Origin of the sequence: Nocardiopsis alba (genome assembly GCF_000710955.1) — a bacterium.
GTDB lineage: Bacteria > Actinomycetota > Actinomycetes > Streptosporangiales > Streptosporangiaceae > Nocardiopsis > Nocardiopsis alba.
In genome coordinates, this window is the sequence record NZ_BAZE01000012.1 from 166309 (window position 1) to 184572 (window position 18264).

The 18264-nt window shown below is 70.4% G+C and carries 15 protein-coding genes; 8 read left to right on the forward strand and 7 right to left on the reverse strand.

Annotation, left to right across the window (positions count from 1 at the left end):
- Positions 1-81: 81 nt before the first annotated feature.
- The 3 genes from TR33_RS20780 to TR33_RS20790 form a co-directional block, all read right to left on the reverse strand.
- On the reverse strand, positions 82-270 hold the full coding sequence (locus TR33_RS20780; RefSeq protein WP_014911775.1) for a hypothetical protein: 189 nt from the start codon (positions 268-270) through the stop codon (positions 82-84).
- A gap of 152 nt (positions 271-422) precedes the next feature.
- Positions 423-1079: a hypothetical protein gene (locus tag TR33_RS20785; protein ID WP_026124868.1), complete on the reverse strand. Its 657-nt coding sequence runs from the start codon at positions 1077-1079 to the stop codon at positions 423-425.
- Between the two features lie 73 nt (positions 1080-1152).
- Positions 1153-1761, reverse strand: a complete 609-nt coding sequence (locus TR33_RS20790) for a DoxX family protein (RefSeq protein WP_042284978.1) — start codon at positions 1759-1761, stop codon at positions 1153-1155.
- Between the two features lie 183 nt (positions 1762-1944).
- On the opposite strand from TR33_RS20790, the gene TR33_RS20795 reads away from it, so the two are divergent.
- The 4 genes from TR33_RS20795 (at position 1945) to TR33_RS20810 (ending at position 6860) form a co-directional block, all read left to right on the forward strand.
- Complete coding sequence (locus tag TR33_RS20795; protein WP_042284845.1) at positions 1945-2643, forward strand: ribonuclease HII; 699 nt, start codon at positions 1945-1947, stop codon at positions 2641-2643.
- 134 nt (positions 2644-2777) lie between these two features.
- Positions 2778-5243: an AAA family ATPase gene (locus tag TR33_RS20800; protein WP_042284846.1), complete on the forward strand. Its 2466-nt coding sequence runs from the start codon at positions 2778-2780 to the stop codon at positions 5241-5243.
- Positions 5244-5283: 40 nt separating this feature from the next.
- Positions 5284-6018 carry a nucleotidyltransferase family protein gene (locus TR33_RS20805; protein WP_014911841.1) on the forward strand — a complete coding sequence of 245 codons (735 nt, stop codon included), beginning with the start codon at positions 5284-5286 and terminating at the stop codon, positions 6016-6018.
- Between the two features lie 44 nt (positions 6019-6062).
- The gene (locus tag TR33_RS20810; protein WP_042284848.1) at positions 6063-6860 is read left to right on the forward strand and encodes a tyrosine-protein phosphatase; all 798 of its coding nucleotides are present in this window, start codon (positions 6063-6065) and stop codon (positions 6858-6860) included.
- Positions 6861-6870: 10 nt separating this feature from the next.
- Here TR33_RS20810 and TR33_RS20815 read toward each other — a convergent pair whose 3' ends face one another.
- Both TR33_RS20815 and TR33_RS20820 read right to left on the reverse strand, forming a co-directional pair.
- Entirely contained in the window at positions 6871-8481 is a 1611-nt protein-coding gene (locus tag TR33_RS20815) for a hypothetical protein (RefSeq protein ID WP_014909002.1), read from the reverse strand.
- A 130-nt stretch (positions 8482-8611) separates the two neighbouring features.
- Positions 8612-8899, reverse strand: a complete 288-nt coding sequence (locus tag TR33_RS20820; RefSeq protein ID WP_017533828.1) for a hypothetical protein — start codon at positions 8897-8899, stop codon at positions 8612-8614.
- A 581-nt stretch (positions 8900-9480) separates the two neighbouring features.
- Here TR33_RS20820 and TR33_RS20825 point away from each other — a divergent pair.
- Positions 9481-11538 (forward strand): SpoIIE family protein phosphatase, encoded by a 2058-nt coding sequence (locus TR33_RS20825; RefSeq protein WP_199806168.1) that lies wholly within the window; start codon positions 9481-9483, stop codon positions 11536-11538.
- A gap of 195 nt (positions 11539-11733) precedes the next feature.
- A complete protein-coding gene (locus tag TR33_RS20830) occupies positions 11734-13404 on the forward strand; it encodes an RNA polymerase sigma factor (protein WP_199806169.1) in 1671 nt (556 codons plus the stop codon).
- 283 nt (positions 13405-13687) lie between these two features.
- On the opposite strand, the gene yaaA is transcribed toward TR33_RS20830, so the two are convergent.
- Positions 13688-14482: a peroxide stress protein YaaA gene (gene yaaA / locus TR33_RS20835; RefSeq protein WP_017533831.1), complete on the reverse strand. Its 795-nt coding sequence runs from the start codon at positions 14480-14482 to the stop codon at positions 13688-13690.
- A gap of 172 nt (positions 14483-14654) precedes the next feature.
- Between yaaA and TR33_RS20840 the strand changes: the two genes are divergently transcribed.
- Complete coding sequence (locus TR33_RS20840; RefSeq protein WP_026124872.1) at positions 14655-15347, forward strand: GNAT family N-acetyltransferase; 693 nt, start codon at positions 14655-14657, stop codon at positions 15345-15347.
- 64 nt (positions 15348-15411) lie between these two features.
- On the opposite strand, the gene TR33_RS20845 is transcribed toward TR33_RS20840, so the two are convergent.
- Positions 15412-15639 (reverse strand): DUF7455 domain-containing protein, encoded by a 228-nt coding sequence (locus TR33_RS20845; RefSeq protein WP_026124873.1) that lies wholly within the window; start codon positions 15637-15639, stop codon positions 15412-15414.
- Between the two features lie 494 nt (positions 15640-16133).
- Between TR33_RS20845 and TR33_RS20850 the strand changes: the two genes are divergently transcribed.
- Complete coding sequence (locus TR33_RS20850) at positions 16134-18239, forward strand: DNA gyrase/topoisomerase IV subunit B (RefSeq protein WP_017533833.1); 2106 nt, start codon at positions 16134-16136, stop codon at positions 18237-18239.
- Positions 18240-18264: the final 25 nt, after the last annotated feature.

Below are 18264 nucleotides of genomic sequence, written 5' to 3' on the forward strand. Positions count from 1 at the left end.
GGCCCCGCGCCCGCCGCCCGGATCCCTCCGGTGTCGGCGGGCGCGGGGCCCTCGTCGTCCCTCGTGCCCTCGCGCGGGTCCTCAGCCGGTGGGGGAGAGAGCGGCGTAGCCGGCGATATCGATGCCGTGGCGGGCCGCGATCTCCACCAGGTCCTCCACCTCGCCCGCCTGGGCGGTGGCCAGATCGTCGTCTCCTATGGCGTGGGCCCGACGCAGGGCCGTGATGGAGTCGTGGATACGAACGTGGAGGGTGAGGGCGAACTCGCGCATGGACAATCTCCTCGGGTGAGTGGACCTACCTGGGGGAGAACCTCGTCGGGGGTCTCCCTGGGGGCTCCACCATCCCTATCGGTCGAGGGTGAGAGTCCGGTTGGATCCGGGCAGTATTGAGCAAAGAACCGGGTAAGAGTCGGCGCGCGGGGTCAGTGGTCGACCCAGACGTACCAGTCTCCGGACACGTGCTCGTAGACCCGCGATCCCTGGCCGGGGACGAAGACCCCGGTGGGGATCTCCTCGGTGCTGTAGGCCAGCCCTGAGGGCTGGAACAGCCCGGCGCCCTCGACCGTGTAGTGGACGGTCTCCCCGTCATCGGAGACGCTGGTCAGGGGATAGAGGCCCGTCCACTCCCCGTTGAGGGGGATGGTGGTCGCGGCGCCGGTCTCCTCGCGCAGCTCGATGAGGCTCTCGGAGGACAGGTCGATCCGGGTCCGCAGCGGGACGTCGGCCACGGCCAGGCCCAGGGCCACCGTGGCGATCAGCGGGGCGCTGATCCAGCGCAGCCAGTAACGGCGGATCATCGGACGGGCGACGGCGAGGGCGATCCCGAGCCGGAGGGCGCCCATCCCGGCCAGCAGCAGACCGCCGCCGAGACCGATGACGAACGAGGGAAGGTGCCCGGCGGGCACGCTGTCCTCGAAGAGCAGGACCAGTCCGACCAGCGCGCAGGCGGGGATGTAGAGCCGCCCCGGAGGGCGCGAGGCCCAGTCGATCAGGCGCCGGCCCGGAGTGGGCTTCTCCGAGATCTCGATCAGCTTGGCCACGGACCCGTCAGGGTGTGTGCCGGGAGCTGAGGCGGACATGGCGTTCCCCCCACCGAATCCGAGTCGTGGTGACGCGGCCGGCGGAACGGCACGAGGCGCGAGGTGGGCCGCGTCACAGGCGAGACGGCCGTCGTAGCGCGGCCTGGTCCACAGGATAGAGCAGCGGTGGCGCGTGTTCGGGGCGACGGGGAGAAATGGTGGGGGAGCCCCTCCCGACGGTCGAGGTCGAGCGACGTCCGCGGCGTCGGACCCCGGTGGCCCCGGTGCCGAGGATCAGATGGTCCCAGGACCACCGTCCGCCGCCCACCGCCAAGAGGGCGCATACCGCTATGACCAGCATGGTCGACCCCCAGGAGCCGAACAGGGAGAGCGGTTCGGCCCCGGCGGTGAAGGTGCCGACGAGGGCGGCCAGGGCGAGCAGAGGACCGGTCAGCCATGTGAGCAGCCCCACTGCGAAGGAGATCGAGAGCGCCACGAGGAGAGGAGGGACGAGAGGAGAGACGAAGGCGATCGGCGAGAGGCCGGCGTCGATCAGGCGCTCGGCGACCACGTCCTCCCGGCCGCGAAGGGCGAGGCCGTACTCGGCGAACACCCATCCCACGCCCACCCTGGCCCCGGCGGAGACGACGTCGTACAGACGGCCGCGCGAGATCCGGGCGAAGGGGCGTCTGCGGGGGCGCGGCCTGGGCCCGGTCGTGGGCCGGGGCCTGCTCTGCTGCATGTCCATTCCTCCCGGGGGACCCGGCATGGCGATGATGACAAGCGCAAACTACCTAAAGTGATGAGTCATGACCGAGTGTCATGGTCGGTGGGTCGCGCAAAACCCCGGGGAAACGCCTCGTTCGCCTCCGCCGGGCCGGGAAAGCGACACGGAAGGTGTTCGGGCCGCCCTAGGGTGGGAGCCGTGTCGACGACTTCCCAGAAGAACAGCCCCCCGCCCGCCCCCACCTTCGAGGTGGAGAACGAACTGCGCGCCGCGGGCGCGCGGGTGGTGGCGGGGATGGACGAGGTGGGGCGCGGGGCCTGGGCCGGACCACTGCTGGTCTGCGCCGCGATCCCCGGAGAGGGCGAGCCTCCCGCCGGTCTCACCGACTCCAAGCGCCTCACCCCCAAGCGCCGCAGGGAACTGGCCCTCCAGATCGAACCCTGGGTCGCCGCCCACGCCTTCGGCTGGTCCTCACCCGCCGAGATCGACGAGGTCGGCATGACCGAGGCCCTGCACCGCGCCGCCCGCCGCGCCCTGGAGGCCCTCGACCCCCGCCCCGACGCCGTCGTCCTGGACGGCCGGCACGACTTCATCGGAGCCCCCTGGAGGGTGAGGACCCAGGTCAAGGGCGACCTGACCTGCGTCAGTGTGGCCGCCGCCGCGATCCTGGCCAAGGTCCACCGTGACGCCCATATGGCCGAGCTCGCCGAGGACCACCCCGGCTACGGTTTCGAGAAGGCCGCCGGCTACCCCTCGCCCGTCCATCGGGCGACCCTCGCCGAAGCCGGGCCCACCCCCCACCACAGGATGAGCTGGTCCTACTTGGACGCCCTGCCCCGCTGGCGTCACCTGCGCGTCACCCGTTCGGTCCCCGCCACCCCGGCCCCGCTCTTCTGACCCCGAGGGCGGCCGACGACACGCCGCCCCGCACTGGACATCCTGCCCCGGTTGGGGCAAGGCTGTTCCTTGCCCGATACCCTCCGGCCCGCCCCCGGGCCGGTCACGCGACCCCCACGCAGGAAGGGGCATGGATGACGCGCGAGACGAGCTCCACCGCCGCGGCGCGTTCGGCACCCACCTCGGGGCTGGACCGTCTACGGGCGGTCTACCACCGTGTCCCCCTGGGGCGTCGCCTCGTCGCCGCCCTGGTCCTGCTCACGGTGGTGGGCGTCGTCTCCCTCATCCTGGGCCTGCCGGTGATGTCGATCCTGTTCGGCGCGCTGCTGCTGCTCATCGCCTTCGGTGCCCTGATGCGCTCCCTCGACGCGTTCCTCACCGTCGTGGTCTCCGCCGTCTGGTTGATCCTCGCCGTCCCCCTGTTCCAGATCCCGCTGCCCGGACGGCCGGTGGTCCTTCTGGTCCTGCCGCTGCCCCTGCTGGTGACCCTCGCCGCCTCCCGGGTCCGGGAATTCCCGGTCTGGCACACCGGGCTGCTCTGTCTGACCGCGGGGCTGGTGGCCGGCTTCTCGGTGGCCCTGTTCGGCATGCTCGTCGAACCCTTCCCCGCCGAGGCCGGGATCGCCGCGCTCTACGTCGCGGCGGGGGCCTGCCTGCTGTGGCGTCTGCTCGCCTCGGGGCAGGTGGTCAAGGAGAGCAGGGAGAACGACCGCAAACGACGTGAGAGCGGGGCCGTGAGCCGCGACGGGACGGCGGCTCCGGTGGGGGGCGTCCGCAAGGACACCGCCCAGGCGCCGCCTCTGCGCGGTCGGGGCTCCGACGCGCCCCGAAGAGGGGCCCCCGAACGGGACGAGGAAGAGGCCGAACCGATCCCCGTCGACCAGGCCCTGGCCGAGCTGGAGGACATGATCGGCCTCGACCCGGTCAAACAGCAGGTACGGGGGCTGGCCGCCTCCATCGAGGCCGCCCGACTGCGCGCCGACGCCGGCCTCTCCGTCGAACGCCCCCTGCGTCATCTGGTCTTCTCCGGGCCGCCGGGTACCGGTAAGACCAGTGTCGCCCGCACCCTCGCCACCATCTTCCACTCCTTCGGGCTGTTGCCCACCTCCCGGGTCGTCGAGGCCCAGCGCGCCGACCTGGTCGGCGAGTACCTGGGCGCCACCGCCATCAAGACCAACGAGCTCATCGACCGCGCGCTCGGCGGGGTCCTGTTCATCGACGAGGCCTACTCCCTGGTCAACGAGGGCGACGGGCAGGCCGACCGGTTCGGCAACGAGGCCGTCCAGACCCTGCTCAAGCGGGCCGAGGACGATCGCGACGGCCTCGTCATCGTCCTGGCCGGCTACGAGAAGGAGATGGACTCCTTCCTGGCCTCCAACCCCGGTCTCGCCTCCAGGTTCGCCACCCGCATCAACTTCCCCGGCTACTCGGCCGACGAACTGTTCCGGATCTTCGAGCGACTCGTCTCCCACAGGGGCGACCTGCTCGACGCCGACGCCGCCCGTACCCTGCGTCTCAGGTTCGACCAGGCCGTTCAACGCCAGGCCGTGGACGAGCTGGGCAACGGACGCTTCGCCCGCTCCATGGTGGAGAAGAGCTGCCAGGCCCGGGACGTACGCGTGGTCACCTCCGGGGCCGAGGGCGACGAACCGATCCGCCGTCCGAGCGCGGACGACCTCGTCACCGTGCGCGCGGTCGACGTCGAGACCGCCTACACCGAGCTCACCTCGCGCCTGCCCGGCTTCGGCGAGTCGCCGGGGCTGGAGGAGGCGATGGCCGAACTCGACGGCATGATCGGGCTGGAGCCGGTCAAGGAACAGGTGCGTTCACTGGTCGCGCAGTTGCGGGTGGCCCGTCTGCGCGAGGAACAGGGGCTGCCGCACCAGCCTCCCCTGCGCCACCTGGTCTTCACCGGCCCTCCCGGCACCGGCAAGACCACGGTGGCCCGTGTGCTCGGCCGGGTCTTCGCGGCCCTGGGCATGCTCGGTCGCGCCGAGGTGGTCGAGGCCCAGCGCGCCGACCTGGTGGGGGAGCACCTGGGGGCCACGGCGGTCAAGACCAACAGGCTCATCGACCGGGCCCTGGGCGGCGTACTGTTCGTCGACGAGGCCTACTCCCTGGTCAACCCCGGCTACAGCGGTGGCGACGCCTTCGGGGCCGAGGCCATCCAGACCCTGCTCAAGCGGGCCGAGGACGATCGGGACCGGCTCGTCGTGGTGTTGGCGGGCTACACCGCCGAGATGGACCGGTTCCTGGCCTCCAACGCGGGGCTGTCCTCACGGTTCAACGTACGCGTGCGTTTCCCCTCCTACACGCCCTGGGAGCTGTCCGAGATCGCCGACACGGTGGCCGCCCGCAACGGCGACACCTTCGACGACACCGCGCACGAGGACCTGTCCAGCATCTTCACGCACGTGTGCGAGGCGGGTTGGATCGACGAGCTGGGCAACGGACGTTTCGCCCGCTCCCTGTACGAGCGCTCCTGTTCCCACCGCGACCTCAGGGTCTCCCAGGAGGTGGGGGAGTCGGCCACCGCCGCCGAGCTGACGGTGATCACCAGCGAGGACGTGCGCAAGGCCTATTCCGACGCCACCCAGTAGAGGCCGGGAATCCCGACCCGACGATGCTACTGTCCGGTACATGACCGCCTCATCCTCATCCACCGGGTCCCCCGTCACGCAGGCACTGATCCTCGCCGGCGGACAGGCCACCCGGTTGCGGCCCTACACCGACACCCGCCCCAAGGCGATGGTGGAGGTGGCCGGACGGCCGATCATCGACTACCAACTGGAGTGGTTGGCCTCGCACGGGGTCGAGCACGTCGTCGTCTCCTGCGGTTACAAGGCCGAGGTCCTGCGCGAGCACCTCCAAGAGCGCACCGAGGGGCCCGAGATCACCCTGAGGGTGGAGGACGAACCGCTCGGCCGCGGCGGTGCCCTGCGATACGCCGCCGAGGGACTGCGCGACACCGACGCCCCCTACTTCGCCCTCAACGGCGATGTCCTCACCTGGTTCCCGCTGGACGAGCTCACCGCCCGCCACCGGAACGGGGGTGGTCTGGCCACCCTCGCCCTCGCCCGCTTCCGCACGACCTGGGGCATCGTCGACGTCGACGACCAGGACCGGATCGAGGGGTTCACCCAGAGCCCCCTGCTCCCGGTCTGGATCAACGCGGGCGTCTACCTCTTCGAGGCGGGCATCACCCCGCTCCTGCCGGTCAAGGGCGACCACGAGTCCTCGACCTTCCCCGAACTGGCCGAGGCCGGGCGGCTGACCGCCTACCGCATCGACGGGTTCTGGCGCGGTGTGGACACCGCCAAGGACGTCAAGGAGGCCGGTTCGGAGATCGAGGCCATGCGGGAGAACGCGGCCTGAACCTTCGAGCGCGTCGGAGCGGGTGATGACGGGGCGCCGGGTCGGTGGGTAGTGTCGCCATCGTGACGAATGACGGTTTCCTCCTCTCCAGCGCCCCCAACTTCCGTGACCTCGGCGGCCACCGTACGCGAGAAGGCCGTACCGTGCGCGAGGGTCTCCTCTACCGTTCCGACGCGCTCCACACCCTTTCCGAACCGGACCTGACCACCTACAACGGGTTCGGCATCCGCCAGCTGATCGACCTGCGCACCTCCCACGAGCGGGACCGTCTCCCCGACGTGATCCCCGACGGCGCCGAGTACGCGGCGATCGGGGTCCAGAACGCCGAGGCGGCCGGCGCCAACTTCGTCGACCTCCTGTCCGACCCCGAACGGGCCCGCGCCGTGTTCGGCGACGGCGCCGCGGAACGGTTCATGTTCGCGGTCTACCGCGACCTGGTCACCGAGGACGAGGCACTCCAGGGCTACCGGGAACTGGTCGAACGCGCCGCCAAGGGGCCGACCGCGCTGGTCTTCCATTGCAGCGCCGGCAAGGACCGCACCGGATGGGGCGCCGCGCTGCTGCTCACCCTCCTGGGGGTCGAGCGCGAGGCCATCGTCGCCGACTACCTCGTCAGCAACGACCGCCAGGCCGCCACCGACCACTGGATGCGCACGATCTCGGCGGACAGCGGCCTGCCCTGGGAGGACATCGCGCCGATGACCCGGGTGCGGGCCGACTACCTGGAGAAGGCCTTCACCACCGTCGACACGGTGTACGGCTCCTTCGACGCCTACGTGGCCGAGGGGCTGGGCCTCTCGCAGGCCACCCTGGAGGAGTTCGCCGACCGCATGCTCGACTGAGCCGCGAGGGTCACAGGGCGTCGAGACGGCGGCGCAGGTCGCTCTCGCCGGTGGACTCGAACAGCACCTCGCTCAGCGACGACAGCACCGTGGGGCGGTCCACCCCTCGGTCCAACAGGCGTCGTGCGGCGGCCCACAGGTTGGCGGGGCGGCCGTCCCAGAGCCGCTCGGCCAGCCGCTCGTGGCGGTCCAGCTCCCGCTCGCGTTCGGGATCGGTCCCGCTCACCGGCCGGTACCAGTGGTCCTGGCCGGTGGAGTGGTGTCGACCGCTGTGCGGGGTGGCCGCCTCGTACTCGCCGTAGTGGTCCAGCCTCAGCAGGGCCCGGCGGCCGCGGGAGGTGGCCGGGTCGAACTCCTCGGGGTCCCCGGTCATGAGCTCGCTGGCCAGCAGCGGGAAGGCGAACATCCGACGGGCGAGCGAGGCGAAGTCGCCGTCGGGCAGAAGACGGCGTACCGCCTCGTGACGCAGGCCCAAGGGGCGGGCCGGGTCCCGATAGACACGGGAGAAGGCCGAGGTCGCCTCCCACACGGCGTCCAACGTGGCGCCCACGGCCGGTTCGGGCAGCCGGCTCCGCTCCCCGGCCCAGCGCACCCAGGCCGCCAGCACGTGCGGCATCGCCTCCTGCTCCTCGGGCAGCAGGACCACCCGTCCGGGCAGCCAGTGGAGAAGGAACGACTCGACCTTGCGCGGGCTGACTCTGAGCGGACGTCCGGAGTCCACGTCGCATCCGTGCGCGATGATGTGGTCGACGCACCGGCTCGCCGCGTAGGAGTCCGACAACTCGGCCGCCTGCTCCGACGCGAGGAAGCGGGCGGCCAGCACGGCACGACGGTCGCGTCTCCACACCGGGACCGTGTCGGGCACCCCCTCGGGCGGGGACGGCAGACGCTTGACGCGAGCCGAGGCCAACGCGAAGTGCGCGGCCAGCGAGCCGCCGGTCAGATCGGCCGAGGAGATCCCCACCGGTTCCACGATCGGACCGGTCGAGGGGTCGGACTCGACCCCGGTGGCCACCCTCTCGGTCCGGTCCAAGGCGCGGACCAGCACGGAACGGGCCTCGCTCAGCTCCCACTGCTCGAAGCGGACGAAGTCGTCGGCGCGCGCTCGTTCGCGGCACTGGTCCAGGAGGAGGTCGACCTTGGTGGTCACCCAGGCGTCGCGCAGCAGGCCGCCGCTGTTGTGGTCCAGCACCAGGATCAAGGCGTGTTCGGGCGGCAGCGCCCCGCTGTGGTCGGGCGCGTCCCTGCTGAACACGCACACCACGTCGTCGGTGTCTCCGAAGAGATCGCCGTGGACGTAGGCGGCGACCGGGGTGACCGCGCCGAGCTGGTCCGCCCAGGCGGGGGCCTGAAGGCCTCGCTCGCGCAGGGCGATCATGCCCTGTTCCGCCAGATCGCGTTGGGAGGACGAGGTGCCCAGGGCGGTGATCGCGGCGAGGATCCCCAGGCCGGCGGGTTTTCCGGAGGCGGTGGCGTGGGTGATCAGGCCCTCGCCGAGGAGTCGCTCCACGTCCACTCCGGGCAGCCGGGCGCCCCACCAGGAACCCAGGAGTTCGCTGAAGGACAGCTCGGCGTCGAGCGGGTGTCGCATGGCGAGCAGCGCTCGGGCCGCGCGCAGCATCTCCTCGAAGGCTGCGGCGGGAACGTCGGGTCCTGTGGGCGGGGGCGTCGCGGAGGGCACGTCCCGAGCGTATGCCAGTCGGCGCGGGGAGTGAGCCCGCGTGTGGTCTCGGAGAGTCTCCGGTCGAGGGTCAGCGCGGCTCGGGGACGGTGCGGTGACCGGTGAACAGGGTGGTGCCGGAGCGGCGTGGGGCCTTCCTCGTGACCTGCGAGGGCGGTACGGAGTTCACCATCGCCTCCAGGTGCTCGCGGGCCACCCTTTCGACCAGGGGCGGTGTGACCTCGATGCCCAGGTGTTCGGCGCAGTTCCAGGCGTCGCTGACACAGCGCTCGACACAGCGGTGGGACAGCCCGCTGAACTCGTCGTGAAGCCTGGCCGAGATCCGCCTGAGATCCTGGACCGGGAAGGTCTGGAGCATTCTCGCTCACACTCCTGGCTGAAGATGGTCGGGAAGGTGACCTCCACCCATTTCACTTGTTCTGAACGCACTGTCAACCCCTCGACCGGCGTGCTGAGGATAAAACCTGAGGGGGACGATGTTTACTCAGGTCACGTCGTTATCGCGTGTCATCTCGACGAAAAGGGTGTTTCGGGCATACAACGGCCCTGTTCTGCGGTGTTCACCGCCGATCGTCGATATCCGTCCGTCGGTGGGAATGGCCGGAGAACACGCCGGTGAAACCCCGGATCCGAGGAGGCGCGGTCGGCTCGTGGCCTATTATTTACCTTCCGCGGGCAACCCGGACCCCCGCCACCATGGCCGTTGCGCCCGGCCGGGTGTGTCTTATGCTTGAGCCGTGACAGCGGCCGAGAGGAGTCATGGGGACATGACCCTCGGGAGCCGCGGAGCCCCCCGATCGGAATCGGCGCCGCGCACCCCGAGCGGCGGCGCCACCGGGAACGGGTGGCGCGCACGATGCGCAGGGACCACGTGGTCCGAGAACGACCCCCAACGAAACCCGGCTGGGGATTTCCGACGGCTCCGGAGGTGTCGAGCAGTTGAGCGCCGAGACGTCCATTCCCCCACCTCGGATCAGTGTGGCGGAATTGCCAGACGCGGTGAGAACCCTCCTCACCGACGCTCCGATCGGGTTCGCCCTGCTCGGTCCCGACGACGCCTTCGGCTCGATCAACCCGCGCATGGCCGCGGTCTTCGGCAGCACCCCCGAACGCTGCCTGGGGCGCACCCCCGGCCAGGTCCTGGAGGAGGCCGGCGACACCGCCGGAGCCTCGGCCCAGGTCGCCTGTCTGACCGGTGCGCGTGAGGGCGGGCGCGCCGTCCGCGGTCGGCACCGCACCCCCGACGGTCGGGTCTGGGATCTGACCTGGTTCCCCGTCGAGGACCCGACCGACGGGGGAGAGCACATCGCCCTGATCGCGGCCCGCGACGTCGACGACGACGGCGCCCGCCGCGGCGAACAGCGCCTGCGCGCCCTCCTCCAGGCGGGCAACCAGATCGTCTGGTCGGCGGGTCCCGCCGGAGAGATCCGCGAGGACTGCCCCCAGTGGCGCACGCTCACCGGCCAGGACCTGGACTCCTACCTCGGCCACGGCTGGCTGGACGCCCTCCACCCCGAGGACCGGCCCCGGGTGGAGCGCGCCTGGGAGGACGCCGTCCTGGACGTCACCCCCTTCGACGCACTCTTCCGCGTGCGCACGCGCGTGGGCGGACACCACCACTACCGGGCGCGGGCGCATCCGATCATGGACGGGACCGAGACCGTCGAATGGGTCGGCACGCTGATCGACGTCACCACCGAGCGTGAGGCCGACGAACTGCGGCAGCGCCTCAACCAGCAGCTCAGCGAGGCGGCCATGCGCACCGCCCGGCTCCAGAAGGCCACCTCCGACCTGGCCGAGGCGCTCACCGCCGACGAGGTCGTCCAGGCCATGGCGGAGATCGGCCGCTCGGGCGTGGGCGCCGACCACACCTCGCTGGTCCTCTTCGACCGCGATCGGCTGCGGCTGCGCATGCTCTCCGCGGACGGCCGGCAGGGGCCGCCCGAGCGCGGGTTCGATCTGGACTATCCCGACATCGCGGCCAAGGCGGTCGCCGATCGCACGCCCTGCCTGGTCTCGGGACCGGCCGAGCTGCGCGCGCTCTTCGACGGGGCTCCCGAGGTCGAGGCGCTCATCGAACGCACCCGGGAACGCGCCTGGGTGGCGTTGCCGATGATGACGGCGGGCCGGCCCATCGGCGCCCTGCGCTTCTCCTTCGACGCCCAGCGCGAGGTCGCCGACGAGGAACGCGTCTTCCTCGAAGCGCTCGCCGGGCAGTGCGCCCTGGCCATCGGCCGGGCCATCGTCTACGAGCGCGAGCACGGCACCGCCGAGGAGCTCCAGCGCAGCCTGTTGCCGGAGGCGCTGCCCGAGGTGCGCGGGGTACGACTGGCCGCCTACTACCGGTCGGGTTCCCAGCACGTTCAGGTGGGCGGCGACTGGTACGACGCCTTCCCTCTACCGGACGGCCGCGTGGCCGGCGTCCTCGGCGACGTCATGGGCAAGGGCATCCCGGCCGCCGCGGGAATGAGTCGGATCCGCAACGCGTTGCGCGCCTTGGCGTTCTCCATGCCCGAACCCGCGGACGTCCTGACCGGACTGGACCGCATGTTCACGGCCACGGAGGGTATGGATCAGGTGACGACCCTGGTCTACTTCGTGTTGGACCCGGTGACCGGACAACTCGACCTCAGCAACGCGGGACACCTTCCGCCGCTGGTGGTCGCCGGCAACGCCGGGCCCTCACTGCTCGACACCGAGCCCGATACACCGCTCGGGGTCAGCTCCGACCGGGGCCATCACAAATTCTTCGTACAACCCGGTAACACGGTCGCCCTCTACTCCGATGGACTGGTTGAGAACCGCAAACGATCGGTCGACGCCGGTCTCGACGAACTCGTGCGGAAGGCTGCCGAGGCCCGGCCCGACGTGGTGGGCGATCCACAGCAGATGCTGGAGTACCTTGTTGAGAGCATGCTGAAGGGGTATGAGCAGGACGATGATGTCACGCTGCTGGCCGTTCAGCTTCCGGTGATCGATTCCGTGTCGGAGCGGTAGATCGTACGAACAAGTCCATTGCCTTGCCTACAGTGAAGAAGCCGCCGCGCCCCGCGAAGCGGAGGTGACCCCGGCTTCCCCGCCCAGTGGGGACGATCCAGGCCACAGGTGGGAGAGGGTGCAGTGCCCGGTCCCGGCCAACGACGGACCACCGGGTCCGACAAATCTCGCCACACGTCCGTTCGAGAGGTGTTTGTGTCATCTGCCAGTTCGACTCGCTCGAAGCAGTCCGAGTCACTGCAAGAGCCCGTCATTCAGCAGCTGATCGAGCGTGGGCGGTCCCAGGGCTTTCTTGAGCCCGAGGACGTGCGCCGTGCCTTCGAAGAGGCCGAAATCCCGATGTCGCAGGCGCAGTCCGTGCTCCGCAGCCTGGCCAAGGAGGGCGTGACCGTACTCGTCCCCGAGTCGGCCTCCTCGCGGCGCAAGACCACGCGGCGCAAGACGACGACCTCTCGATCCGCCACCACCCGCTCGACCACGACCCGGTCGGCCAAGGTCACCCGGACCACCACCCGCGCGGCGGCGGCCCAGGAGCAGCCGGAGACGGTCACCGCCGTCGTCGACGACTCCGAGGGCGCGCCCGCCGAGAAGCCCGCGGCCAAGAAGACCACCGCCAAGCGCGCGGCGGCCCCGAAGAAGGCGGCCGCGGCCAAGAAGCCCGCCGCCAAGAAGGCGACCGCCACCAAGAAGACCGCGACCAAGAAGTCCGCCAAGAAGGACCTCGAACTGGCCTCGGACGCGGGCGACTTCGCGGAGGAGGGTCTGGAGGACGACCTCGAGCACACCGGCGCCGAGCTGGAGCTGGTCGAGGACACCCCCGACACCGAGACCAACGTCAAGCCGGTCAAGCCCGAGACGGTCGGCGCCCCCGTCAAGCCGAGCAAGGACGACGACTCCTTCGTCCTGTACGACGATGACGACGACGCCCCCGCCGCCCAGGTGGTCGCGGCCGGCGCCACCGCCGACCCGGTCAAGGACTACCTGAAGCAGATCGGTAAGGTCCCGCTGCTCAACGCGGAGCAGGAGGTCGAGCTCGCCAAGCGCATCGAGGCCGGCCTGTTCGCCGAGGAGAAGCTCTCCGAAGAGGCGGACGTCCTCACCTTCGAGCTGCGGGACGAGCTGGAGTGGATCGCCGAGGACGGCGGCCGCGCCAAGAAGCACCTCCTCGAGGCCAACCTGCGCCTGGTCGTCTCCCTGGCCAAGCGTTACACCGGCCGCGGCATGCTGTTCCTGGACCTGATCCAGGAGGGCAACCTGGGTCTGATCCGCGCGGTGGAGAAGTTCGACTACACCAAGGGCTTCAAGTTCTCGACCTACGCCACCTGGTGGATCCGTCAGGCGATCACCCGCGCCATGGCCGACCAGGCCCGCACCATCCGTATCCCGGTGCACATGGTCGAGGTCATCAACAAGCTGGCCCGCGTCCAGCGTCAGATGCTCCAGGACCTGGGCCGCGAGCCCACCCCGGAGGAGCTGGCCAAGGAACTCGACATGACCCCGGAGAAGGTCGTCGAGGTGCAGAAGTACGGCCGTGAGCCGATCTCCCTGCACACCCCGCTGGGTGAGGACGGCGACAGCGAGTTCGGCGACCTGATCGAGGACTCCGAGGCGATCCAGCCGGGCGAGGCGGTCAGCTTCACCCTGCTCCAGGAACAGCTCCACTCGGTCCTGGACACCCTGTCCGAGCGCGAGGCCGGCGTGGTCTCCATGCGCTTCGGGCTCACCGACGGTCAGCCCAAGACTTTAGACGAGATCGGCAAGGTCTACGGGGTCACCCGTGAGCGCATCCGGCAGATCGAGAGCAAGACGATGTCGAAGCTCCGTCACCCCTCGCGTTCGCAGGTGCTCCGCGACTACCTGGACTGATCGGTCGGCCCAGGATCGGCCCGCTGCCGTGGACCGACACAGGCGCGCCTCCCGCTCCCGCGGGAAGGCGCGCCTGCGCGTGTGTGTACCCGAAGCTGCTCACGGGTGTGTGGCGACCCCCGCGTGTCCCTTGCAGAGCCGAGTACCTTCTCACCCCCGCACGGAGTCCGATCTCCATCCGATGCGAATCATGGTGCCGGACGCTCTGTAGGTGTGGCATAAAGTCGCCCTGATCCGCTTTACGGGCACGATCTCCCTGTTCGTGAGGGGCCTCGCCGCGGACTCAGTCGCGTACGACGACGTCCATCGTGCGGGCTTTGCCCGGCCCGCCCGTCTCCTGGAGTTCCACGGTGTGCCCCAGGTCCCGCAGCGCCGCGACCAGCTCCTCCGGGGTGCGCGCCTCAACGCCCTCCCGGACCAGGACCCGGGCGATGTCGCCGCGGGTGGCCTTGGCCATGTGGCTGACCACCGAGCGTCGGAGCTCTCCGTCGACCTCCTTCTCCCGAAGGACGCGCACGGCCACGCTCCGTTCCGCGACCTCCCCGGCCGGCCTGTAGGCCGCGACGTAGGAGGAGGAGCGGCAGTCCACGACCAGACGGTCTCCGACCAGCTCGTTCAGGGGGCCGGTCAGCGCCTTGCGCCAGTAGGCCCCCAACCCGCCCAGGGACGGCAGTCGTACCCCCATGGACAGACGGTAGGGCGGCAGGTGGTCGTCCGGCCCCACCACGCCCCACAGTCCGGAGAAGACCAGGATCCGTTCCCGGGTCGCTTCGCCACGCTCGGCCAGGAGGTCGGGCAGCCCCAACCGGTCGTAGAGGACGCCCGTGTACAGGTCGGCGGCGCGCAACGTGGGCGCGACCGCCAGGTCGAGGTTGCGCTTGATCGCGTCGGTCTGGGAGACCGAGAGACCCAGGATCTCGCGCGCGGTGTCCTCGGGGCCGGAGCACACCTCGGTGAGCGCCTCGACGACCCGCTCCCGGGCCGGGGCCAGCCCCGGGAGGGTGAGCGAGTCCACGTCCAGACGGGGTCCGTCGCCGGATGTGGCCTTGCCCTCGGAGGGCGGGAGCAGGATGAGCATGCGTGTTTCTCTTCCGAACGTCGTGTGTCCTGGGACGGAGCCCATGCTAGGTGTACCGACCACAGAGGTTGAGTACACCTGGGTCGTGTACGGAGGGCCCGGGGTGCCTCCCGGGCGTGGATGCCGGCAGGGTTCTGAGAGCCGGAGAACACCCCCTCGTGAGGAGACGAACATGCACCCATGGGCCGCGCGCGTGACCCGGGACTGGCCGCCCTTCCACGTCGAGACGCGCGCCGGTTGGCGCTTCGGCCTGGCCGACGGCGTCACCAAACGGGCCAACTGCGCCCTGCTGGAGTCCCCGGAGGCCGACGTCGCGGAGGTGACCCGGTTCTACCGGGACCGTGGGCTGCGTCCCTGCGTCCAGGTGTGGCCCGGCGAGGAGGAGACGGACGCCCGTCTGGCCGAGCACGGGTACGAGCGGGTGGAGCCCACCCTGGTGCTCGCCCACGAGCCGCTCGAACGGCCGAAGGCCCCCGGCCGGACCCGGATCCACGACCGGCCCACCGACCGCTGGATCGAGCTGTTCGCCGGGGCCGGTTCCGATCCCGCGTGGACCGACGGCGTGGTGCGGATCCTGGGGGCGGTGACGGCGGCCTACGGCGTCCACGAGAGCGGGGACGGGCGCGGCTGCGCGGTCCTGGACGGGGAATCGGTGGCGATCTGCTCGATGGGCACGGTCGAGGCGGCCCGAGGCCGGGGGATCGCCAGGGACGTGCTCGCCGACCTGCTGGCCTGGGCCCACGACAAGGGGGCCCGCCGGGCCTACCTGTGCGTGGTGGCCGCCAACGGGCCCGCGCTAGGGCTGTACCGGAGTTCGGGTTTCGTGGAGGTCTCGCGCTACCACAACCGGGTCCTGCCGGACTGAGATCCTTCGCACGACGACGGCGGCCCCCTCGGGGACCGCCGTCATCGTCTCTTGGTCGTCGTGGCTAACGCTCGTCCGCGTTGTCGTTCTTGCTCTCGGTGAGCTTGCTCGTCTCGTCCTGGATGTCCGAGGCGATCTTGCGGATTGAGTCGTCGTGCTTGCGCATGTGGTGCGCGCAGAACAGGAGTTCGCCGCCGGAGTTCAGCAGCACCCGGACGTAGGCCTGTGCACCACAACGGTCGCAACGGTCGGCAGCCGTCAGCGGCTGAGTGGGGGCAAGGGTTCCAGTCACTTCGCCATCCTCAATACTCGGCGTTAGTCACCTCTGACAACATCTAACCCGACCCAGACGTTCCCAACCGGGTTCCGTGTACGCCGACAGCGGAATCCGCCCGGTCCGTGCCTAGAGGGTGCCCCTTGGGGTCTTTCCGGCCGGAAGCCGTATGCACTCCTGGTTGTACCCCGGGGTAAGCCTCGACTATCCCCGGAAAACGGGCGTATCCAGGTAGCGGCCATCAGAGGTGGTAGTCTCGCGCGGAGCGGGCCTGACGGAGCCGATTCGTCGGTCTGTGCGACCGGTCACAGTAGCTTCCGGAGACGACGTCTCCCGGACGTCGAGGCGAGCGCCTCCCGGGAGGACACGACCCCGCCCGCCACGGCCCTCGCCACGGCACGGCCCCCCGGCCCGTCGTAGCCTGGCCCCCTCGAACCGTCGGTGCGGCGCGGTACAAAGGGCACACGCCGCATCAGCGCCCCGATGGCCCTCAAGACGCAGGAGATGTCCGAGTGACCGCCTTGACCGCAGCCGTCCACGATCCCGAGGATTACTCCGCCCGACACCTGTCGGTCCTCGAGGGACTCGAAGCGGTGCGCAAACGGCCGGGCATGTACATCGGGTCCACCGACAGCCGCGGCCTCACCCATTGCATGTGGGAGATCATCGACAACTCCGTCGACGAGGCCCTGGGCGGCTATTGCGGCCGGATCGACGTGACCCTGCACCCCGACGGCTCCGTCTCCGTGAGCGACGACGGCCGCGGTATCCCCGTGGACATCGAGCCCAAGTCCGGACTGTCCGGTGTCGAGCTGGTCATGACCAAGCTCCACGCGGGCGGCAAGTTCGGCTCCGGCTCCTACACCGCCACGGGCGGTCTGCACGGCGTGGGCGCCTCCGTGGTCAACGCGCTCTCGGCCCGGGTGGACGTCGAGGTCGACCGGCAGGGGCACACGCACGCGTTGAGCTTCCGCAGAGGGATCGCCGGACGCTTCGCCGGCCCCGGCCCCGACGCCGAGTTCACCCCCACCTCCGGGCTGGACCAGGTCCGCAAGATCGCCAAGAAGATCACCGGCACCCGCATCCGCTTCTGGCCGGACCGGCAGATCTTCCTCAAGGACGCCGAGATCGCCCGGGAGAACCTGCTCGACCGGGCCCGCCAGACCGCCTTCCTCATCCCCGGCCTGACCATCGCCGTCCGGGACGAGAGCGTCGAGGGCGAGGAGCCCTACACCGAGACCTTCCACTTCGACGGTGGGATCGGCGAGTTCTGCACCTTCCTGGCCCCCGACGACCCCATCAGCGACGTCCTGCGTATCCAGGGCAGCGGTACCTTCACCGAGACCGTCCCGGTCCTGGACGAGTCGGGCCACATGGTGCCCGCCGACGTCCAACGACGTCTGGACGTCGACGTCGCCCTGCGCTGGGGGACCGGCTACGACACCACCGTCCGCTCCTTCGTCAACGTGATCGCCACCCCCAAGGGCGGCACCCACATCAACGGCTTCGAGCGGGCCCTGGTCCGGGTGATCAACGACCAGCTGCGCGCCACCAAGCTGCTGAAGAACAGCGACGACCCGGTCACCAAGGACGACACCCAGGAGGGGCTCACCGCGGTCGTCACCGTCCGCCTCCCCGAGCCCCAGTTCGAGGGCCAGACCAAGGAGATCCTCGGCACGTCCGCGGCGTCCCGGATCGTCTCCCAGGTGGTCGGCCAGGAACTGCGCGAGTTCCTCACCTCCACCAAGAAGACGGAGAAGGCCAAGGCCCGCACCGTCATGGAGAAGGTGGTGGGCGCCGCCAAGGCCCGCCTGGCCGCCCGCCAGCAGCGCGAGACCCAGCGGCGTAAGAACGCCCTGGAGAGCTCGGCTCTGCCCGCCAAGCTGGTGGACTGCCGCAGCGAGGGGCTGGAGCACAGCGAGCTGTTCATCGTCGAGGGGGACTCGGCGCTGGGCACCGCCAAGCTGGCCCGGGACTCGGAGTTCCAGGCCCTCCTGCCCATCCGGGGCAAGATCCTCAACGTCCAGAAGTCCTCGGTCGCGGACATGCTCAAGAACGCCGAGTGCGCCGCGATCCTCCAGGTCGTCGGGGCCGGTTCGGGCCGCACCTTCGACCTGGACGCCGCCCGCTACGGCCGCGTCATCCTCATGGCCGACGCCGACGTGGACGGCGCCCACATCCGATGTCTGCTGCTCACCCTCATCTACCGGTACATGCGTCCGATGCTGGAGGCCGGCCGGGTCTACGCGGCGGTCCCGCCGCTGCACCGGGTGGAGCTGACCAACGTGCGGCGCAAGCGCGGGGCCAAGCCCGAGGACCGCTACATCTACACCTACTCCGACGCCGAGCTCCAGCGCACCCTGCTCGACCTGGAGAAGCGCAAGGTCGGCTGGAAGGAGCCGGTCCAGCGGTACAAGGGTCTGGGCGAGATGGACGCCGACCAGCTGGCCGAGACCACCATGGACCCGCGCTACCGGACCCTGCGCCGTATCCGGGTGGAGCAGGCCGAGGAGGCCGCCTCGGTGTTCAACCTGCTGATGGGCAACGAGGTGGCCCCGCGCCGCCGGTTCATCCAGGAGGGCGCCCAGGAGCTGGACCTGGAGCGCATCGACGCCTGAGTCGTCGCGCCCGGCCCCGGCCCCG